This is a genomic window from Cryptosporangium minutisporangium (genome assembly GCF_039536245.1).
In the GTDB taxonomy this organism is placed as follows: domain Bacteria; phylum Actinomycetota; class Actinomycetes; order Mycobacteriales; family Cryptosporangiaceae; genus Cryptosporangium; species Cryptosporangium minutisporangium.
In genome coordinates this window covers 23,954-41,796 of sequence record NZ_BAAAYN010000036.1, presented here as the reverse complement: position 1 = coordinate 41,796, position 17,843 = coordinate 23,954, and the positions used below count along the sequence as shown (strand labels likewise).

The following is a 17,843-nucleotide window of genomic DNA, read 5'->3' as shown; positions in this document are numbered from 1 at the left end:
TCCGAAAACGACGGTTACGGAGCGGCGATGCCCACATTGGCCAACGGCAAGCTCTGCTATCTCGAGATTCCGGCCGTCGACGTACGGCAGTCAGGCGACTTCTACAGCCGGGTCTTCGGATGGGCGCTGCGTCGGCGGGGTGACGGCGCGCTCGCGTTCGACGACACGGTCGGCGAGGTCAGTGGAGTGTGGGTCACCGGGCGGCCGCCGGCGTCCGAGCCCGGCCTGCTGATCTACATCATGGTGGACGACGTCGAGAAGACGATCGCGGCGCTGGTTCAGCACGGCGGCGAAGTGATCCAGCCGATCGGAGCGGACGCTCCGGAGGTGACCGCGCGCTTCCGCGACCCGGCAGGCAACGTGTTCGGCATCTTCGAGCAGTAGCCGAGCGCCACGCTCAGGGCCGCCGCCAGGGCAGCCCATCGGCACTGCGCGCCAGGCCGTGTCTCAAAGGCCAGCAACCCGCCGTGGCCGCGGTCCAGACGACGACCGGCCGCGTTGTCGGCTCGTCCGGATACGACGGCGGCATCCGGACGAACCTCCGCCTTGCCGGACCGCCGCCTGGACCGTGGCCACGGCGGCCGGAACCTTTGAGGCACGGCCTAGCAGCCCTGAGCAACGGCCCAGCACGTCCCGGGGTTAGCCCGGACACGGGAATCCGACTCCTGGCCGAGGTATCGGCGCGGCACGGGGCGCACCGTGGATATCGGCGCGGTGATCCGCCCGCCGAAATCCACCGGCCTCACGAAGGCCCCCGTGAGAAGAAGGTGCCCCCATGTCTTCGGTGTCCTACGGCCGTCGCCTCGCCCGTCCGCGGAACGACCGGTGGCTCGCCGGGGTGTGCGCCGCGATCGGTCGCCGCTACGGGATGTCCGCCAACACGGTCCGCCTGCTCTTCGTCCTCTCGTGTCTGCTCCCCGGGCCGCAGTTCCTCATCTATCTCATCGCCTGGGCCATGATCCCTTCTGAGTGAGCGGCCCGCCGAGGGGGCGAGCCCGACGGCCGATCACGAGGCCTTGAGACACACACCAGGTCGCGACGGCCTCACGATCGGACGCCAGCCTCGTCCTCGACGGGCTCCAGGTCAGAGCGAAGAAGCCCTGCTGCGCGGGCCTAGGAGGGAATCACCAGGTCGGCGATGATGGCGCGGTGGTCGGAGCCGGCCACTGTGTACGCATCGAACGACGACGCGCCGCCGCGTGAATCGACCAGCACGTGGTCGATCGTCACCGGCGGCGCATGGTTCCCGTTCATCGGCCAGGTCGGGACGAGTCCCTTCCCGACCTGGACCGCGGCACTCACGTACCCGGTGTCGACGAGCTCCCGGAACGGCGAGTGGTCCAGGGACGCGTTGAAATCGCCGGCCATCACCCGTACCGGCCCGGAGTCCGACGCCGCCGGCAGTCGCTCGAGATCTCCGACCCACCGCCGCGGCGATCCCCAGTCCTCCGGCCGGATCGTCGGCGGACGCGGGTGCGCGCTCACCACCTCCACCGGCGGCTTCCCCGGCCGGCGCAGCACCGCGAACGTCTGGTCGAACCCCGACTTCGGGTCGACCGTCCGCGCGTCGGTCAGCGGGTGCTTCGCCCAGATGCCGGTCCCGGCGGCACCGGGCAGCGCCCGCAGCGCCGAGTACGGGAACAGCTCCAACGCCGCGAAGCGAGCGGCCCACTCCGGCGTGAGCTCCTGGACGGTCAGCACGTCCGGCTTCTCCCGACGGACCAGCGCGGCGACCTCCTCCACGGAGCCCGCGCCGATCTTCGTGTTGAACGCCATCACGGTCAGCCGGACGCCGTCCGGGGCGCCCCGGGGCACCACCCGAGGCACGACGAACGCCGCGAACACGGCCACCACGATCCCGGTCACCACCGCGATCCGCCACGCGCGGGTGACCAGCGCCGCCGCCAACGGCACCAGCGAGCACACGGCGACGTACGGCGTGAACGAGACCAGCTGCGCGAACGGCGTCCGATGGTCGAACCCGAAACCGCGGACCAGCAGCCAGGCCACGAGGCCCGCCACCGACAGCCAGAGAACTCCGTTCCAGAGCCGCACGCCCGTTCGGCGAGCGACTCCCGCGCTAGCGGTCACGAACCCACAAGTTCTTCGTAGCCGGGCTTGATCACGTCCTCGATCAGCCGTAGCCGCTCGTCGAAGGGCAGGAACGCGCTCTTCATCGCGTTGACCGTGAACCAGCGCAGGTCGGCCCAGCCGTACCCGAACGCCTCGGAGAGCAGCGCGAACTCCTTCGACATCGACGTGTTGCTCATCAGCCGGTTGTCGGTGTTCACCGTGACCCGGAAGCGCAGGTCACGCAGCAACCCGATCGGGTGCTCGGCGATCGACGGCGCTGCCCCGGTCTGGATGTTCGACGAGGGGCACATCTCCAGCGGTATCCGCTTGTCCCGGACGTAGGCGGCCAGCCGTCCGAGGCGCACTACCCCGTCCCTGGGGTCGACGTCGGGCAGCGAACCGCCGTCGGCCGCGGGGCTTTCGATGTCGTCCACGATCCGGACGCCGTGGCCCAGCCGGTCGGCGCCGCACCACTGCAGGGCCTCCCAGATGCTCGGCAGCCCGAACGCCTCGCCCGCGTGGATGGTGAAGTGGCCGTTCTCGCGCTTGATGTACTGGAAGGCGTCCAGATGACGGGTGGGCGGGAAGCCCGCTTCCGCGCCGGCGATGTCGAAGCCGGCGACGCCCGCGTCCCGGTAAGCGACCGCCAGCTCGGCGATCTCGCGGGACCGTGCCGCGTGCCGCATCGCGGTGAGCAGCGTCCCCAGCCGGATCGTGTGGCCTTCAGCGGCGGCCTCCGCGGCACCGGCCTCGAAACCGTGCAGAACCGAGTCGACGACCTCGGTGAGCGTCAAGCCTTGCTCGATGTGCAGCTCGGGCGCGAACCGCACCTCGGCGTAGACCACACCGTCGAGCGCCAGGTCGTACGCGCACTCGGCGGCGACGCGGCTCAACGCGTCCTTGGTCTGCATGACGCCGACGGTGTGGCTGAACGTCTCCAGATACCGGACCAGCGAACCGGAGTCGGCCTGCACCCGGAACCACTCCCCGAGCTCGTCGACGTCGGTGGTGGGGAGGTCGCGGTACCCGGTCTCGCCAGCCAACTCGACGACGGTCCGCGGCCGGAGCCCTCCGTCGAGGTGGTCGTGCAGCAGCACCTTGGGAGCCCGAACGATGTCGGAGTAGGCCAACGGATCACTCATGCTCGCAGAGGCTATCCCAGCCCGGCATCCAGACCTCACGCGCGGTGAGCAGGCACGATGTCGTTGCGCGTTCGTTGCGGAACGGGCCGTGCCCGTTCATCCGGCCGTCACACCGAGCCGGTCGCTCGCCGCACTCATACTTCGGTATCGATACCTCCGTATTAGGGGGTCGCCCCTAGGCCCGAGACCCCTGGAGCCCGGGGTCGAATCAGGGTGGCTACCTGATGCCCGCAACAGGGCTGCTCCGAGAGGGTTAGCCCCGACGCGCCCGGCGGGGGTGCGGGGCACGGAGGGGTAGACGGATGTTCGGTCGGTTGAGTCGATTCTGTTTCCGGCATCGCTTACTAGTTGTGGCCGTCTGGGTTTTCGCGATCGTGGGCGGTGTCTTCGCGAGCGGGCCGGTCTTCGAGTCCCTCGACCAGGACCGCAACGACGTCAAGTTCGAGTCGGTGACCGGGGGCGACGTCCTCGAGGAAGCGGAGACCGAGGGCGGTTCGGTCATCGCGGTCATCGACCGGGTCGACCCGAACGCGGCCGCGACGAAGGCCGCGGTCGAGCAGGCCGCCGCGGACGTCCGCGGTGAGCAGGGAGTGACCCGGGTCGACACCCCGTACTCCGCCGGCCCGACGCTGATCTCCCAGGACAAGCGCGCGCTGCTGGTCGTCGTCCACTACGAGAAGGACCTCGACGAAGAGGTCGAGGACAGCTCGGTCGAGGCGGTGAGCAAGCGGCTCGACCGGATCGACGACGGCCTGTCGGGCGCGAAGCTCGAGCTCGGCGGCGACCAGCTGCTCGGCCGCGAGATCAACGAGGCGGTGGAGAGCGATCTGACCACCGCGGAACTCATCTCGCTGCCGCTGACGCTGCTGTTCATGATCGTGGTGTTCGGCGGGTTCATCGCCGCCGGGCTGCCGATCATCGGCGCGATCGCCTCGGTGGCCACCGCGATGCTGACGCTCTGGGGCTTCTCGAAGTTCGTCGGTTTGGGCAGTGACACGGTCACCGTCGTCACGCTGCTCGGGCTCGGTCTCTCGATCGACTACGGCCTGCTGGTGGTCTCCCGGTACCGCGAGGAACTGGCCGCGCTGGTCGCCGCTGCCGGCCCCGACCTGAACGCCAAGAAGGTGCGGGTCGGCAAGCCGATCCTGCCGCTGGCACTGCGCGAAGAGGCGATCCACCGCGCCGGTGGCACGGCCGGTCGAACGGTCGCGTTCTCCGCGATGACCGTGATGGCGGCGTTCGCCGGCCTGGTCGTCGTCCAGATGCCGTTCATGCAGGCGATCGGCGCGGCCGGCATCTCGATCGCGCTGGTCACGATGCTCACCGCGGTGACGCTGGTGCCGGCGATGCTCCGCCTGATCGGCCGCCGGATCACCCCGGCCGGTACCAGCCGGTTCCGCAAGGCCCGGCACGTCAAGCCCGAGCGCGGTGTGTTCGCCGCGGTCGCCAGGGGTGTCCAGCGCCGTCCGCTGATCGTCCTGGTGGGCTCGCTGGCCGTGCTGCTCCTGGCCGCGATCCCGGTGTTCTCGACGAAGATCAGCTCGCCGGGGCTCGGCGAGATCCCGACGTCGATCGAGTCCCGCCGGGTGCTCGACACGCTGGACAGCCGCTTCGGCCGCCAGGAGGCGCCGTCGCTCTCGGTGGTGGCTCGGGTGGACGCCGCCGCGCTCGACCAGTGGGCCGCCGGCTTCGCCGACGACCCGGAGGTCCGCCGGATCGGGGAAGCCGAGCAGCTGCGTCCCGGCACGTCCGTGGTGTCGATCGACACTCGCGGGGACGCCAGCGGGCCGGCCGCCCGTGAGCTGGTGGAGCGCCTACGGGCCGACCGTCCGGACGGTGGCGAGTCGTGGGTGACCGGCCAGTCCGCGTACTTCGCCGACGAGCTGGAGCTCTACAAGCGAGACCTTCCGCTCGCCGCGGGTGTCATCGCGCTGGCGATGTTCGTGCTGCTGTTCCTGATGACCGGCTCGGTGGTCGTGCCCATCAAGGCGCTGCTGATGAACCTGGTGTCGATGGGCGCGACGTTCGGCGCGATGGTCGCCGCCTTCCAGTGGGGCTGGGGCGCCGGCCCGCTGGACCTGCTGGTCAACCCCGGCCTCGACCCCGGCGTCCTGATCGTGATCTTCGTGTTCGCGTTCGGCCTGTCGATGGACTACGAGACGTTCCTGCTGGCCCGGGTCAAGGAGGAGTACGACTCCGGGAAGTCGAACGACGCGGCGGTGCGGTCCGGGCTGCAGCGGACCGGCAAGATCATCACCTCGGCCGCCATCGCGATGGTGATCGTGTTCTCCTGCTTCGTCCTCGGTGACATCGGCACGGTCGAGCAGATCGGCGTCGGCCTGGTGGTCGCGGTGCTGATCGACGCGACGATCGTCCGCTGCCTGCTGGTTCCGGCCACGATGACGCTGCTCGGCCGGGCGAACTGGTGGGCGCCGCGTCCGCTGCGGAAGGTCTACGACCGGTTCGGTCTGCGGGAGGCGCCGTCCACACCCCCGGTGGCCGCGGAGTCCACTCCGGAGCCTGCTGTCCTCAGTGGTGCGGCTGCACGAGACTGACGCGCCGACACCCCCGACCGGAGCCGCCAATACCCGCGAACGGCGGCATTTCAGTGCCCCGTCTGGGGGCGGATACCCGTCAGTCGACGCGCAAGCTCGACCGTTCGGCGAGAATCGGTAAAACGGTCCTGCACCGAGTGTGTCGGTCAGGGCAGGATGTGCCGGGTGACAACGTCGACGTACGACCTCCCCGCCGCCGTTGCGAACGTCCCGCTGGCGCAGGAGAGATTCGCCGCCACACTCGCCACCCTCACCGACGCGGAGATCCGTGAACCCTCCGTCCTCCCTGGCTGGACCCGCGGACACGTGGTCGCGCACGTCGCGCGCGGCGGCGAAGCGATGGTGCGGCTGATCGACGGGGTGCTCACCCAACGGCCGGTCGCCGCCTACCCGGGCGGACCCACCGTGCGCGAGGCGGAGATCGAGCTCGGCGCGCAGAGCAGCGCGAACGATCTGGCGGACGAGGTCTACTCAGCGAACATCCAGGTGGTGCACGCGTTCGCGCGGATGACCGCACCGACGTGGGGCCGTCAGGTCCAGTTCCCGACCGGCGCGTACCCGGCGTCCCGGTGCGCCTGGTCGCGCTGGCGCGAGGTCGAGATCCACCACATCGACCTGGGGATGGACGTCTACACGATCGAGTCGTGGCCGGAGGAGTTCGTGGCCTGCCACCTGCCGCACGAGCTGGCGAAGCTGCCCGGCCGGTTGCCGTCGAACGCGGCGGTGCAGGTGGGGCCGAGCCGCTTCGGTACGGGGGACGTCGTCGCGACGCTCGACGGTCCGGACGCCGCGATCCTGGCCTGGCTGGTCGGCCGCGTCGGGCTCGCCGCTCCCGCGCTCACCATCTCGGGCGACCTCCCCGAACTCCCGCCCTGGAGCTAGCGGCCGCCCTAACCCTTGGGGAGCGGCTTCCAAGTGACCGCGTCGGAGGAGACCCAGCTGCCACCGGGGCCGTAGACGAGGATCTGGGCACCGAGGTCGTAGACGGCGCCCTGGACGTCCTTGACCGGGGTGACCTGACCGTCGGGGGACACCACCGCGACCCGACCGTCGGACGAGATCACCGCGTCACCGGACTCGGTGATCCCGATGCCGCTGTCGGCGTTGACCCGGTACTCCTCGGCGAGCTTCACGCTGTCGAACGCCGCCCCGGAGTTCGCGCTGTAGAGCAGCGACTGGCGCATCTTGCGGCCCGTGGTCGTCTCACCGGTGTCCCCGGTGCCGCTCTCCGGCGCGGTCGCCGAGAGCACCCACGCCGCTTCGCCGACCGCGGCGATCTCCACCGTCGCCGCCGCGGGCGCCGGCACCCGGTTGACCGTCCAGTTCTCGCCGTTGGAGCGACTGACCGCGAGCAGTACCCGCCCGACGCCGTCCCGTCCCTGCACCCAGATCGAGCCCTCGGCGTCGCGGGTGGCGCTGACCGTCTCGGCGAGTTCGGCCGGCGGCGGCCCGAACGAGGACGACGTCCCGTTCACCTTGATCACCCGGAGGAACGGCTCGGTGCAGTCGACGCTCTGGGCGCACCAGCCGACCAGCGTGCCGTCGTTCGGCACCTCGGCGGTCGCGCCCACCGGTGCCGCGCTCTGCGCCGGCCACGTCTTGCCGCCGTCCGTGGTGTGCCGGGCCGGACGATCGGCCGCCACCTGGATCTCGGTGACCACTTGGCCGCCGGGTAGGACGACGGCGTGCGCGTCGTCGAGCGGCGCGCTGGTCACCGGGGCACCGGGCACGGTCGACGCGGACCAGGTCTGACCGCCGTCGGAGGTCTGGAGCAGCTGGTAGCCGCAGCTCTCGGCGGTGCACCGGGTGCGCACCAGCGCGCCCCGGTCGGCGTCGATGAACCGGCCACCGATCGGAACGCCGTGATACGCGACGAGGCTGGAGCTCAACGTGTCTTCGCCGGTCGGCCCGGCGGTGCTCCGGTCCTCTCCGCCTGCGGTTCCCTGCCCGCACGCGGCCAGGAGCAGCCCGGCAATCGCGAGGAGGGGGAGGAACGCGCGATGCGCTCGTCCCGTCGGTGGATCGGCCGGACGGCTGGTCCCCGTCACTGTTCGCATCCCTCCGGTTAACTTCTGGCGCGAAAGTCCCGGGAGCACCGCGCCGCCTTGCCACTCTAGAGAGGCAAGGTCTACCTGCGGAGGCTTTTCAACTTGCCAGATCAACCTCGTCCCAGCGCGGCGGCGCGGGATGGTACGGACCGCGGAAGGTGACTGCCCATTCCAATGCCCAGCGTCTCTGGCCGATCACGTACGGTAGCGTCACCCCAGGCGGAGGCTCGTCGTTCATCAACGCCTGCACGTGCCCCCAGTCGAGGCAGTAATGCAGATCGAGCAGCGCGGCGACCTCGGCGGCCGGACGGGGACGAACGCCGGCCCGCCCCTGCCACGCACCGAACGACTCACCGGCGCCGATATCGGGCAGCCAGGCCGCCAGGCCCTCGCCGCAGTACCGGCCCGGATCGAGGTCCTCACCGACCCCGAGCACCCAGGCGAACGCCCACAGCGCCTCGACGTGCAGCCCGTAGAGGTCACCCGAGCCCTTGCGCTCGGACAGGAACTCCCACTCGGGCGCGGTGACCGCGTCGACCAGGTCGTTGCGTTCGAGCCAGCCGCAGGTCAGTTCCGGCGGAGCACCGAACACGCCGGCCAGCACCGCGTTGAGCACCGCGCAGCGCGCCAGGATCTCCGCGGTCGGCCGCAGCGCCACCGCGTCCCCGGGCTCCCAGACCAGCGGATAACCGTCCGGCGGCGGCGGAAAGCCGAGGTCCGCGAGGTCGGCGAGCGTCGCGGCGCGGATCATCACCGGATCCGGAGCCGGGGTCGTCTGACCCTCCGGCTCGGGGTCGGGCTCGGCACCAGCGCGCCGCTTGGGCGCGGCCCGGCCGGACTGCGTCCCCTGCGCCAGCGGTGCGGCCACGGCCGGCGTCGCGGTGTCGACGTCGGGCACGGCGACCGTACCGAGGTCGGGGTCGGGGTCGTTCGCCATCGTCACCCCCTTCTGGGGCGGCCGGGGTGACGCAGCACGGTCAACCGCCGATCCGGCCGAGCACCAGCGGTCCGGCGAGCACCGCGGTATCCGGCGCGCCGACGACCAACCCGGCAGACAGAACTTCGAGGGCGGGCGGGATCCGGTCGGCGTCCTCCGTGTGCAGTTCCAGGATCGGGTCGCCCGCGGCGACCCGATCGCCCTCACGGCGGTGCAGCCGGACGCCCGCGGACGCCGAGACGGCGTCCTCCTTGCGTGCGCGGCCCGCGCCCAGACGCCAGGCGGCGACTCCCACAGCGAACGCGTCGAGCCGGGTCACGACGCCGTCCCGCTCGGCGCGGACCACCTCGGTGACCGGTGCGACCGGCAGCGGCGCGGACGGGTCACCGCCCTGCGCGCTGATCATCGCCCGCCAGGTGTCCATCGCTTTCCCGGAGGCCAGTACCTCGGCGGGATCGACGTCCAGCCCCGCCGCGGCGACCATCTCACGGGCCAGCGCGACCGTGAGCTCGACGACGTCGGCAGGGCCCCCGCCGGCCAGCACCTCGACGCTCTCCACGACCTCCAGCGCGTTCCCCACCGCGTACCCCAGCGGCGTGTCCATCGCGGTCAGCAGCGCGACCGTCCGGACGCCGCGGTCGGATCCGATCGCGACCATCGTCTCGGCCAGCTCACGCGCCTGCGCCTCGGTCTTCATGAACGCGCCGGACCCGACCTTGACGTCGAGCACCAGCGCGGACGCGCCCTCGGCGAGCTTCTTGCTCATGATCGACGAGGCGATCAGCGGGATCGACTCGACCGTGCCGGTCACGTCGCGCAGCGCGTACAGCTTGCGGTCGGCCGGAGCCAGCGTGTCGTTGGCCGCGCACACCACCGCGCCGACGGACGCGAGCTGCGCGAGGTACTCCTCGGTGCTCAGCCGGGCGCGCCAGCCGGGTATCGACTCCAGCTTGTCGAGCGTCCCTCCGGTGTGTCCGAGGCCGCGGCCGGAGAGCTGGGGCACCGCCGCACCACAGGCAGCGGCCAGCGGTGCCAGCGGCAGCGTGATCTTGTCGCCGACGCCGCCGGTGGAGTGCTTGTCCACCGTCGGACGCGAAACGCCACTCAGATCCATGCGGTCGCCGCTGGCGATCATCGCGGCCGTCCAGCGGGTGATCTCGCGGCGGTCCATCCCGCGCAGCAGGATCGCCATCGCCAGCGCGGCCATCTGCTCCTCGGCGACCCGGCCATGGGTGTAGGCGTCGATCACCCAGTCGATCTGCGCGTCGGTGAGGGCAGCGCCGTCGCGCTTTGCCCGAATCACATCGACTGCCGTGAAGTGCACGCCTGCCTCCGCTCCGTGAACCTTCTCAACCTCCGGCCCTCTCGAAGGTCCCCGACCTCAGCAGGCGCCGGTCGAAAAGGCTGCAGTCACCCGGCCCACGATCGTACGCGGGAGCGGCCGCCCGAATTCAGCCCAGCAGCGTCGCGCCACGCATGCACGGCGTTCACCGGGTCAGCAAGTCGTCCGGGCCGAACGCGTCGGGAAGCACCTCCCGCATGGGGCGGACTCCCGACACCGTGTCGAGCAGGCAGTCCGGCCCGCCGTGCTCCCAGAGCAGCTGGCGGCAGCGGCCGCACGGCATCAGCCGATTCCCGGACCGGTCGACGCACGCGACCGCGACCAGGCGGCCTCCGCCGGAGGCCGCCAGCGCCGACACCATGCCGCACTCGGCGCACAGCCCCAGGCCGTACGACGCGTTCTCGACGTTGCAGCCGACCACGATCCGCCCGTCGTCGACCAGCCCGGCGACGCCGACGGGAAACTTGGAGTACGGCGCGTACGCCTTCTCCATCGCCGCCGTAGCCGCACTCCGCAACGCGTCCCAGTCGATCGTCACGAGCCCTCACCTCTTCGGTACGGAAGGCCGTCGGCCGCGGGCATTCGGAGGCGTTGGGTCGCGAACGCCAGCACAAGCAGCGTCACGATGTTGGGTGTGACCCCGACGAACTGGTTGGGCACTTCGAACCCGGTCAACGTGAGCACGCCGAGCACCACCGCGGTCGGCAGGTACAGCGTCAACGGGCCCGCCTCGGTGCGTCGACCCAGTCGGACACCGACGTAACCCAACCCGGCGGCGATCAGGATCCCCAGCGTGACGATGCCGGTGGTGCCCCACCCGTCGGCCGCCGAGACGCCCAGCGCGACGAAGCCGGCGAAGACGCCGACCGCAACCAGCCAGACCGCGCTCGGGCTCAGGCGACGGAGCAGAGCGCTCGGACCGTCGGTCCGGTAGATCCGCCACATCTGCCGGAGCGCCAGGAAGATCAGCGCGACCGCCGCGAACGCCAGCAGCGCGGGCACCGACGAGTCGTCCGACCGCAAGCGCAGCGCGTCGGTGTAGCCGAACAGCAGCGCACCGGCGGCCGTGCCCAGCGGTGTCCAGTTACCGAAGATCATCGCGGCGAGGCCGATGAAGCCACGCCCGCCGACTTGGCCCTCCAGGTACGTGCCGCTGGAGACCGTCACCAGGTAGACGCCACCGAGGCCCGCGAACGCACCCGAGATGACGACCGCCAGGAACTTCGTCCGGTAGACGTTGACGCCGAGCGTCTCCGCCGCGACCGGGTTCTCACCGCAGGAGCGCAGCCGCAGACCGAACCCGGTCCGCCAGAGAATCAGCCAGCTCAGCGGCACCAGCGCGATCGCGAGCACGGTCAGCGGCGACAGCCCGACAAAAATGCCGCGCAGGATGCCAGCGAGGTCGGAGAGCACCACCCAGTGCTTGGCTTCCAGGTCACCGAGCGGACCGTCGATCCCCGGGATCGACCAGGTACCCATGTCCGGGATCGGCGGCGACTGCCGCTCGCTGGCAGCCTCCTTGCCCTCGAAGAACACCTTGCCGAGCACGCCACCGACGCCGACCGCGAGGATGTTGATCGCGACGCCGGAGACGATCTGGTCGACCGCGAAAACGACCGTGGCGATCGCGTGCAGCGCACCCACGACCGCGCCGGCGAAGAGGCCGACGACGACGCCGCTCCACGGCCCCCACTGGTAGCCGGCCCAGGCCCCGAAGAGCGTGCCGACGATGAGCATGCCCTCGAGGCCGATGTTCGTGACGCCGGCGCGCTCGGTCCAGACACCGCCCAGACCCGCGAGGCCGATCGGCACCGCGAGCTGCAGCGCCGCCCGGATCGCACCGGCCGAGGTGAGGTCGTCGGCACCGAGCAGGGCACGGACGATGAAGAACGCGAAGATGACCGCGATCACGATGTAGTAGATGCGGGCCCGGCTCATGCGCGCGGGCTGGGCCGGGCCGGCGGGTGCCGGTGCGGTCCCCGTATCGATGAGGCTCATCGTCCCCCCTCCCGCTCGGTGCCCTCATCGTCCGAGCGCTTCGCGCCCGGCGATTCCCCCGGCTCCGGAGAGCCGCCTGCGGTGGCGGGCGGCGACGCGTCCGCATCGGTCTTCGACGCGGCGGAACCGACCGCGGCGGGCACCGGCTCCTCGGTGGAGAGGTCGTGGCCGGAGGCCAGCTCCTGCGCCACCTGCCGTGCCTCCGCAGCCTTCGCCCACCGGTTCACGACGACGTACGCGATGACGACGCAGAACACGATCAACGCCTGGACGATCGACGCGACCTTGTCCGAGGTGTCGTTCGGCGGGTCGAGAATCGCCAGCGACCGCGTGGTCACGTCGACCCAGCCCCAGAGCAGCGCGGCCAGCGCCATCCCGATCGGGTTGTTCCGGCCGAGCAGCGCGACCGCGATCCCGGTGAAGCCGATGCCGCTGGGGAAGTTCAGCGAGAAGTTGTGGCCGCGTCCCTCGAGCAACTCCGGCATACCGATCAGGCCGGCGACCGCGCCGGAAAGCAGCATGCTGGTGAGCACCATCCGCTTGACGCTCACACCGCTGGCCACCGCGGCGGTCGGCGACGAGCCGGTGGCGCGCAGGTCGAACCCGAACCGGGTGCGGTCGACCAGGACCGCGTAGAGGATGCCGAGGATGATTGCGACGACCAGGAAGCCGTAGACCTCCTTGGACGCCGGCAGCTTCGGGTTCTGCACGGTGTCCGAGTCGAGCAGCCCGGAGCTGCTGAGCGCCTCGATGATCGGGCGCGCGATCGGGTCGAGCGACGGGAACCAGCCCGACTCCGGGATCGGCTTCGTGCCGACCTCGTTGCCGCTGCCGGAGAGCACGCCGAGGATGCCGTCCCGCAGCAGGTACGCGATCACCGCGGTGGCGATCGCGTTGAGCATGATCGTGGAGAGGACCTCGCTGACGCCCCGGGTGACCTTGAGGATCGCGGCGATTCCGGCCCAGGCCGCACCGACCGCCATCGCGACGATCAGGACCACCAGGATGTGCAGCGGGCCGGGCAGCACGATCGCTCCACCGACCGCGGCGGCGAGGAACGCGGCGAGGCGGTACTGGCCGTCCACGCCGATGTTGAACAGGTTCATCCGGAACCCGATCGCGACCGCGAGCGCCGCGATGTAGAGGAACGTGGCCCGGTTGACGATGTCGACGATGTTGCCGGGCCGCTTGCCGGACTGGACCATCGCGTCCAGGACGACGCCCGGCTCCTTGCCCAGCGCCAGGAGCAGCACGGTGACCAGCAGGGACGCCATAACCAGCGCGAGGACCGGCGCGGCCAGCATCAGCCCGATGCGGCGCAGGCGGAGTTTGGGGCTCACGCTGCTTCTCCCGCTCCGGTCATCGCGGCACCGAGCTCCTCGGTGGTGACGCTGTGGGGATCGACCTGGGCCACGATGCGGCCACGCAGGATCACGTAGAGGGTGTCGGACATCCCGATCAGTTCGTCGAGGTCGGCGGAGATCAGCAGGGTCGCGAGGCCGGCCGCGCGGGCCCGCCGGAGTTCGTCCCAGATCGCGGCCTGGGCACCCACGTCGACGCCGCGGGTGGGGTGGGCGGCGATCAGCGCGGCCGGCTCGTGGCTCATCTCCCGGCCGATGATCAGCTTCTGCTGGTTACCGCCGGAGAGCGAGGACGCGGAGACGTCGACGCTGGGCGTCCGGACGTCGTACTCGCGGACGATGCGCTCGGTGTCTTCCCGCGCGCCCTTGCGGTTGACGAACGCTCCTCGGACGTTCGGCGCCTGGGTCTGGTGACCGAGGATGCGGTTCTCCCAGAGCGGCGCGTCCAGCAGCAGGCCGTGGCGGTGCCGGTCCTCCGGGATGTACCCGATGCCCGCCTCGCGGCGCTCCCGGGTGCCCCAGTCGCTGATGTCCTTGTCGGCCAGCCGCACGATCCCGGTGGACGGCCGCATGCCCATGATCGCCTCGACCAGCTCGGCTTGCCCGTTGCCCTCGACGCCGGCCAGCCCGACGACCTCACCGGCGTGCAGGGTGAGGTCGACGCCGTCGACCACCGGGCGGCCGTTCGCCGCCAGCACGGTCAGCTGTTCGACGCTCAGCACGGCCCGGTCGGTGACCGTGGAACCACGCAGCTCCGGCTCGGGCAGCTCGCTGCCGACCATCAGCTGGGCCAGGTCGCGGGCGGTGACCTCGTTCGGCTCGACGGTGCGCACCGTGGTGCCGCGGCGGATCACCGTGATCCGGTCGGCGACCGCGCGCACCTCGTCCAGCTTGTGCGAGATGAACAGCACCGTGAGGCCCTCGGCCTTGAGCTCGCGGAGGTTGCCGAACAGCTCGTCGACCTCCTGCGGGACCAGCACCGCGGTCGGCTCGTCCAGGATCAGGATCCGGGCGCCCCGGTAGAGCACCTTGAGGATCTCCACCCGCTGCCGGTCACCGACACCGAGCTCCTCGACCAGCGCGTCCGGGTCCACGTCCAGGTGGTAAGCGGACGCGATCTCCCTGACCTTCGCGCGGGCGCGGCGACGGTCGAGGAACCCGAACCGCGTCGGCTCGCTGCCGAGCACGATGTTCTCGAGCACGGTGAGGTTGTCGGCGAGCATGAAGTGCTGGTGGACCATGCCGACGCCGGCCTTGATCGCGTCGGACGGCGAGGAGAACGAAATCGGCTCTCCGTCGATCCGGATCTCGCCCTCGTCCGGCTTGTGCAAGCCGTAGAGCGTTTTCATCAGCGTCGACTTGCCTGCGCCGTTCTCGCCGACGATCGCGTGCACCTCGCCGCGGTCGGCCGAGAGGTTGACGTCCGAGTTGGCGACGACGCCGGGGAAGCGTTTGGTGATGCCACGCAGTTCGACGGCGGGAGGGCCGGCGGCAGCCGTGCGATCGGCAGGGCCGTCGCCGGTGGTCGGGCCGGCGGGGCCGGTCGTCTCGGAGATGGCCGTCTCCTCTCCTCGGGCGGTGCGTGGTGGTCACCGGGGGTTGTGCGGGCGGCGCCGGTCGGGCGCGTGCGAAAACTACAGCCTGTCGCTGTGGCCGCCGAGCGGCCGGGTGCAGGTGGCCCCGACGGCTGCGTCGCCGGCAGCGGGGGGCGGAAATGGTCCGGCCGGCCCCCGCTCACCGGAGCGGGGGCCGGCCGGCATTACTCAGACGGTCGTCGGCACCTTGATCGTGCCGGCGACGATGTCCGCCTTGAACTTGTCGATCTGCGTCGCGAACTGCTTGAACTGCTCGTTGTTGATGACGTAACCGACGCCGTCCTCCTTGAGGCCCAGCTCGGTGTTGCCGGCCTTGAACGAGTCGTTCTCGACCGACTTGATGAAGTCGTAAACCGCGGTGTCGACGCCCTTGAGCGCGGACCCGATGATGTACGGCTTCACCGCGGGCGCGGCGCTCAGGAACTGGTCGGAGTCGGTACCGATCGCCCACTTCTTGGTCGCCGCAGCGGCCTCGAAGACACCGTTGTTCGACAGCCCGGCCGCGGCGTAGACGACGTCCGCGCCCCGCTCGTAGAGACCGGTGGCAGCGACCTTGCCCTTGTCGGGGGCGGCGAAGCCGCTGAAGTCCGGCGGCTGCGAGATGTAGACCGGCAGCACCTTGATGCTCGGCTTGGCAGCCTTGGCGCCGGCCTCGAAGCCCGCCTGGAACTTCTGGATCAGCGGGTTGTTCACGCCACCGACGAAGCCGATGGTGCCGGTCTTGCTGCTCAGCGCCGCGAGCGCGCCGACGAGGTAGGCGCTCTCGTTCTCCTTGAACGTGTAGGAGGACACGTTCTCGGCGGTGACGCTGCTGTCGTCGATGATCTGGAACTTCACGTCCGGGTAGTCCGGCGCGACGGTCTTCAGGGCGTTCGCGTACGCGAAGCCGACCGCGACGATCGTGTTGTAACCGGCGTCGGCGAGCTCCTTGAGCCGCGCCTCCTTGTCGGCGTCGACCTCGTCGGCCTTGGCGGCAAGCTCCTTGTTCTCGAGCTTGAACTCCTCGGCCGCCTTGTCGAAACCGGCTGCGGCGGCGTCGTTGAAGGACTTGTCGCCCCGCCCGCCGATGTCGTAGGCGAGGCCGATCTTCAGCGTCTGGTCGGAGCCGGACGTCGAATCCGTGCTCGCGGAGTCGTCGTCACTCCCCCCACAGGCCGTGAGCGCCATCGCCAAGACCGCGGCCACCGCCGCGAATTTCATCCCACGCGGGTAGCGCAAGACAGTCTCCTTCCCCTGGGCACAGCCCCGGTCTGCGTGCGTCCGCCGCGACCATCGTGCGGCGCGGTCAGTGCAGAACAGAGGGAGCGTAGGCGCAGGTAGACGTGGATTGAAGCGGAGCAGGCAGTCGTCACCGGACCGTGACTAAACCGGATCGGAGCGGAGACTCACCGGTCCGACCGGCTGAGCCCCATCGCTTGCTGGCCCGGTCGGCGTCGAGGGGACACTAACGGGCGTGTCGTAACCGACAGATGAAACTGATGTTGCGTCGGCGTCTCGTGCGCCGGGCAAGCGGAGTCGCGCGCTCGATCTAGACATCTAGCTGCATTTCGTCCCGTTGGCGCACGGCTGGTTAACGGCAAATGTTGCTGAACTCTCGTTGCATTTGTTGGCAACGGTGTAAGCGCGCCCGTTTGGCCTTTCTCCAATGCTTTATCGTGAAAGGCCGTACCGTCCGACGCTGGAGACGCCACGCCGAGCCGCCAGACGACCGCTCGAGTTCCCGTCGGTCCGATCCCCCGCTCCGCAGGGCTCGGACGACCTCGTGCTGCCCTGTGAGAGTCGCCACTCACCTGGTCTGACACCTCACACCCATATAGGGGTGTCCGGATCCTGGGAATAGCATTCGAAGACGCGGGTGTGTCTGATTGTTGCCACAGCCGTGCCTGCCCGGGGGCAGTCAGCACGCTGCTTCCGGTCTCCACCTTTCACCACGGAGGCGTGTGTCGGATGCCCAGCGCCGCACCCACCGCCCGTCGTCTTCCGGCGGGCACGCTCTACCGGGGTCGTGAGGGGATGTGGTCGTGGGTGGCCCACCGGGTCACCGGCGTCCTGATCTTCTTCTTCCTCTTCGTCCACGTTCTCGACACCGCGTTGATCCGGGTGTCGCCAGACGCTTACAACGACGTGATCGCGTCGTACAAGCACCCGATCATGAGCCTGATGGAGCTCGGCCTGACGGCCGCGATCGCGTTCCACGCTCTGAACGGGATCCGGATCGTGCTGGTCGACTTCTGGTCGAAGGGCACCAAATACCAGGCCGTGATGCTGCGGGTGATCGTCGTGCTCTGGGTCGCCTTGATGGTCCCGAGCTCGTACTACCTGCTCAAGCACGCGTTCCTCGAAGTGTTCGGGAGCTGAGCGATGGCAACCACCGGATTGCAGATCGAGGCGCCCCGCTCCCCGCGGCGTCAGCGCGCGACCAACCGCACGAACTTCGAGATGTACGCCTGGGTGTTCATGCGCCTCTCCGGCCTACTGCTCGTCGGCCTGGTCTTCACCCACCTGTTCGTCAACGCGTTCATCGACGGTGGCGTCCAGCGGATCAGCTTCGCGTTCGTCGCCGGCAAGTACGCCAGCCCGTTCTGGCAGGTGTTCGACCTGGCACTGCTCTGGCTCGCGCAGCTGCACGGCACCAACGGGCTGCGGGTGATCATCAACGACTACGCAGAGCGGGACGGCACTCGGTTCTGGCTGAAGATGCTGCTCTACACCACGACGACGCTGATCATCGCGCTCGGCACGCTGGTCATCTTCACCTTCGACCCGAACATCAGCTGACCAGGGAGACCGAG

The 17,843-nt window shown here is 70.1% G+C and carries 16 protein-coding genes; 6 read left to right on the top strand and 10 right to left on the bottom strand.

Features of this window, described 5'->3' with window-relative positions:
* The first annotated feature begins 27 nt into the window (after window positions 1–27).
* Complete coding sequence (locus ABEB28_RS26350; RefSeq protein WP_345730896.1) at window positions 28–384, top strand: VOC family protein; 357 nt, start codon at window positions 28–30, stop codon at window positions 382–384.
* Between the two features lie 391 nt (window positions 385–775).
* Window positions 776–973 carry a PspC domain-containing protein gene (locus ABEB28_RS26345; RefSeq protein ID WP_345730895.1) on the top strand — a complete coding sequence of 66 codons (198 nt, stop codon included), beginning with the start codon at window positions 776–778 and terminating at the stop codon, window positions 971–973.
* A gap of 140 nt (window positions 974–1,113) precedes the next feature.
* Here the strand turns inward: ABEB28_RS26345 and ABEB28_RS26340 are convergent, their stop codons facing one another.
* Together ABEB28_RS26340 and ABEB28_RS26335 are read right to left on the bottom strand one after the other, a co-directional pair.
* On the bottom strand, window positions 1,114–2,055 hold the full coding sequence (locus ABEB28_RS26340) for an endonuclease/exonuclease/phosphatase family protein (RefSeq protein ID WP_345730894.1): 942 nt from the start codon (window positions 2,053–2,055) through the stop codon (window positions 1,114–1,116).
* Window positions 2,056–2,087: 32 nt separating this feature from the next.
* Window positions 2,088–3,215, bottom strand: a complete 1,128-nt coding sequence (locus tag ABEB28_RS26335; RefSeq protein WP_345730893.1) for an adenosine deaminase — start codon at window positions 3,213–3,215, stop codon at window positions 2,088–2,090.
* A 350-nt stretch (window positions 3,216–3,565) separates the two neighbouring features.
* Here ABEB28_RS26335 and ABEB28_RS26330 point away from each other — a divergent pair, with 350 nt between their 5' ends.
* Window positions 3,566–5,770 carry an MMPL family transporter gene (locus ABEB28_RS26330; protein ID WP_345730892.1) on the top strand — a complete coding sequence of 735 codons (2,205 nt, stop codon included), beginning with the start codon at window positions 3,566–3,568 and terminating at the stop codon, window positions 5,768–5,770.
* A gap of 165 nt (window positions 5,771–5,935) precedes the next feature.
* Complete coding sequence (locus ABEB28_RS26325; protein WP_345730891.1) at window positions 5,936–6,652, top strand: maleylpyruvate isomerase family mycothiol-dependent enzyme; 717 nt, start codon at window positions 5,936–5,938, stop codon at window positions 6,650–6,652.
* A gap of 8 nt (window positions 6,653–6,660) precedes the next feature.
* Here the strand turns inward: ABEB28_RS26325 and ABEB28_RS26320 are convergent, their stop codons facing one another.
* From ABEB28_RS26320 to ABEB28_RS26285, 8 genes are all read right to left on the bottom strand, one after another.
* The gene (locus tag ABEB28_RS26320) at window positions 6,661–7,818 is read right to left on the bottom strand and encodes a hypothetical protein (RefSeq protein WP_345730890.1); all 1,158 of its coding nucleotides are present in this window, start codon (window positions 7,816–7,818) and stop codon (window positions 6,661–6,663) included.
* Between the two features lie 97 nt (window positions 7,819–7,915).
* Window positions 7,916–8,569 (bottom strand): DUF4272 domain-containing protein, encoded by a 654-nt coding sequence (locus tag ABEB28_RS26315; RefSeq protein ID WP_345730944.1) that lies wholly within the window; start codon window positions 8,567–8,569, stop codon window positions 7,916–7,918.
* A 226-nt stretch (window positions 8,570–8,795) separates the two neighbouring features.
* Window positions 8,796–10,079 carry a thymidine phosphorylase gene (locus tag ABEB28_RS26310; RefSeq protein WP_345730889.1) on the bottom strand — a complete coding sequence of 428 codons (1,284 nt, stop codon included), beginning with the start codon at window positions 10,077–10,079 and terminating at the stop codon, window positions 8,796–8,798.
* A gap of 163 nt (window positions 10,080–10,242) precedes the next feature.
* Window positions 10,243–10,635 (bottom strand): cytidine deaminase, encoded by a 393-nt coding sequence (locus ABEB28_RS26305; protein ID WP_345730888.1) that lies wholly within the window; start codon window positions 10,633–10,635, stop codon window positions 10,243–10,245.
* The gene (locus tag ABEB28_RS26300; RefSeq protein ID WP_376981528.1) at window positions 10,632–12,095 is read right to left on the bottom strand and encodes an ABC transporter permease; all 1,464 of its coding nucleotides are present in this window, start codon (window positions 12,093–12,095) and stop codon (window positions 10,632–10,634) included. Before ABEB28_RS26300 ends, ABEB28_RS26305 begins: the two co-directional genes overlap by 4 nt.
* On the bottom strand, window positions 12,092–13,399 hold the full coding sequence (locus ABEB28_RS26295; protein WP_376981532.1) for an ABC transporter permease: 1,308 nt from the start codon (window positions 13,397–13,399) through the stop codon (window positions 12,092–12,094). The genes ABEB28_RS26300 and ABEB28_RS26295 overlap by 4 nt, the downstream gene beginning before the upstream one ends.
* Before the next feature lie 32 nt (window positions 13,400–13,431).
* Window positions 13,432–14,925 carry an ABC transporter ATP-binding protein gene (locus ABEB28_RS26290; protein ID WP_345730942.1) on the bottom strand — a complete coding sequence of 498 codons (1,494 nt, stop codon included), beginning with the start codon at window positions 14,923–14,925 and terminating at the stop codon, window positions 13,432–13,434.
* Between the two features lie 294 nt (window positions 14,926–15,219).
* A complete protein-coding gene (locus ABEB28_RS26285) occupies window positions 15,220–16,269 on the bottom strand; it encodes a BMP family lipoprotein (RefSeq protein ID WP_345730886.1) in 1,050 nt (349 codons plus the stop codon).
* Between the two features lie 729 nt (window positions 16,270–16,998).
* Here ABEB28_RS26285 and sdhC point away from each other — a divergent pair.
* Together sdhC and ABEB28_RS26275 are read left to right on the top strand one after the other, a co-directional pair.
* Complete coding sequence (gene sdhC / locus ABEB28_RS26280) at window positions 16,999–17,409, top strand: succinate dehydrogenase, cytochrome b556 subunit (protein WP_345730885.1); 411 nt, start codon at window positions 16,999–17,001, stop codon at window positions 17,407–17,409.
* A gap of 3 nt (window positions 17,410–17,412) precedes the next feature.
* Entirely contained in the window at window positions 17,413–17,829 is a 417-nt protein-coding gene (locus ABEB28_RS26275; RefSeq protein ID WP_345730884.1) for a succinate dehydrogenase hydrophobic membrane anchor subunit, read from the top strand.
* Window positions 17,830–17,843: the final 14 nt, after the last annotated feature.

Bases quoted from the DNA above. Each gene is read 5' to 3' on its own strand.
- ABEB28_RS26275 (WP_345730884.1), top strand. From the start codon at position 17,413: ATGGCAACCACCGGATTGCAGATCGAGGCGCCCCGCTCCCCGCGGCGT.
- ABEB28_RS26345 (WP_345730895.1), top strand. From the start codon at position 776: ATGTCTTCGGTGTCCTACGGCCGTCGCCTCGCCCGTCCGCGGAACGAC.
- ABEB28_RS26295 (WP_376981532.1), bottom strand. From the start codon at position 13,399: ATGCTGGCCGCGCCGGTCCTCGCGCTGGTTATGGCGTCCCTGCTGGTC.
- ABEB28_RS26300 (WP_376981528.1), bottom strand. From the start codon at position 12,095: ATGAGCCTCATCGATACGGGGACCGCACCGGCACCCGCCGGCCCGGCC.
- ABEB28_RS26335 (WP_345730893.1), bottom strand. From the start codon at position 3,215: ATGAGTGATCCGTTGGCCTACTCCGACATCGTTCGGGCTCCCAAGGTG.
- sdhC (WP_345730885.1), top strand. From the start codon at position 16,999: ATGCCCAGCGCCGCACCCACCGCCCGTCGTCTTCCGGCGGGCACGCTC.
- ABEB28_RS26315 (WP_345730944.1), bottom strand. From the start codon at position 8,569: ATGATCCGCGCCGCGACGCTCGCCGACCTCGCGGACCTCGGCTTTCCG.
- ABEB28_RS26350 (WP_345730896.1), top strand. From the start codon at position 28: ATGCCCACATTGGCCAACGGCAAGCTCTGCTATCTCGAGATTCCGGCC.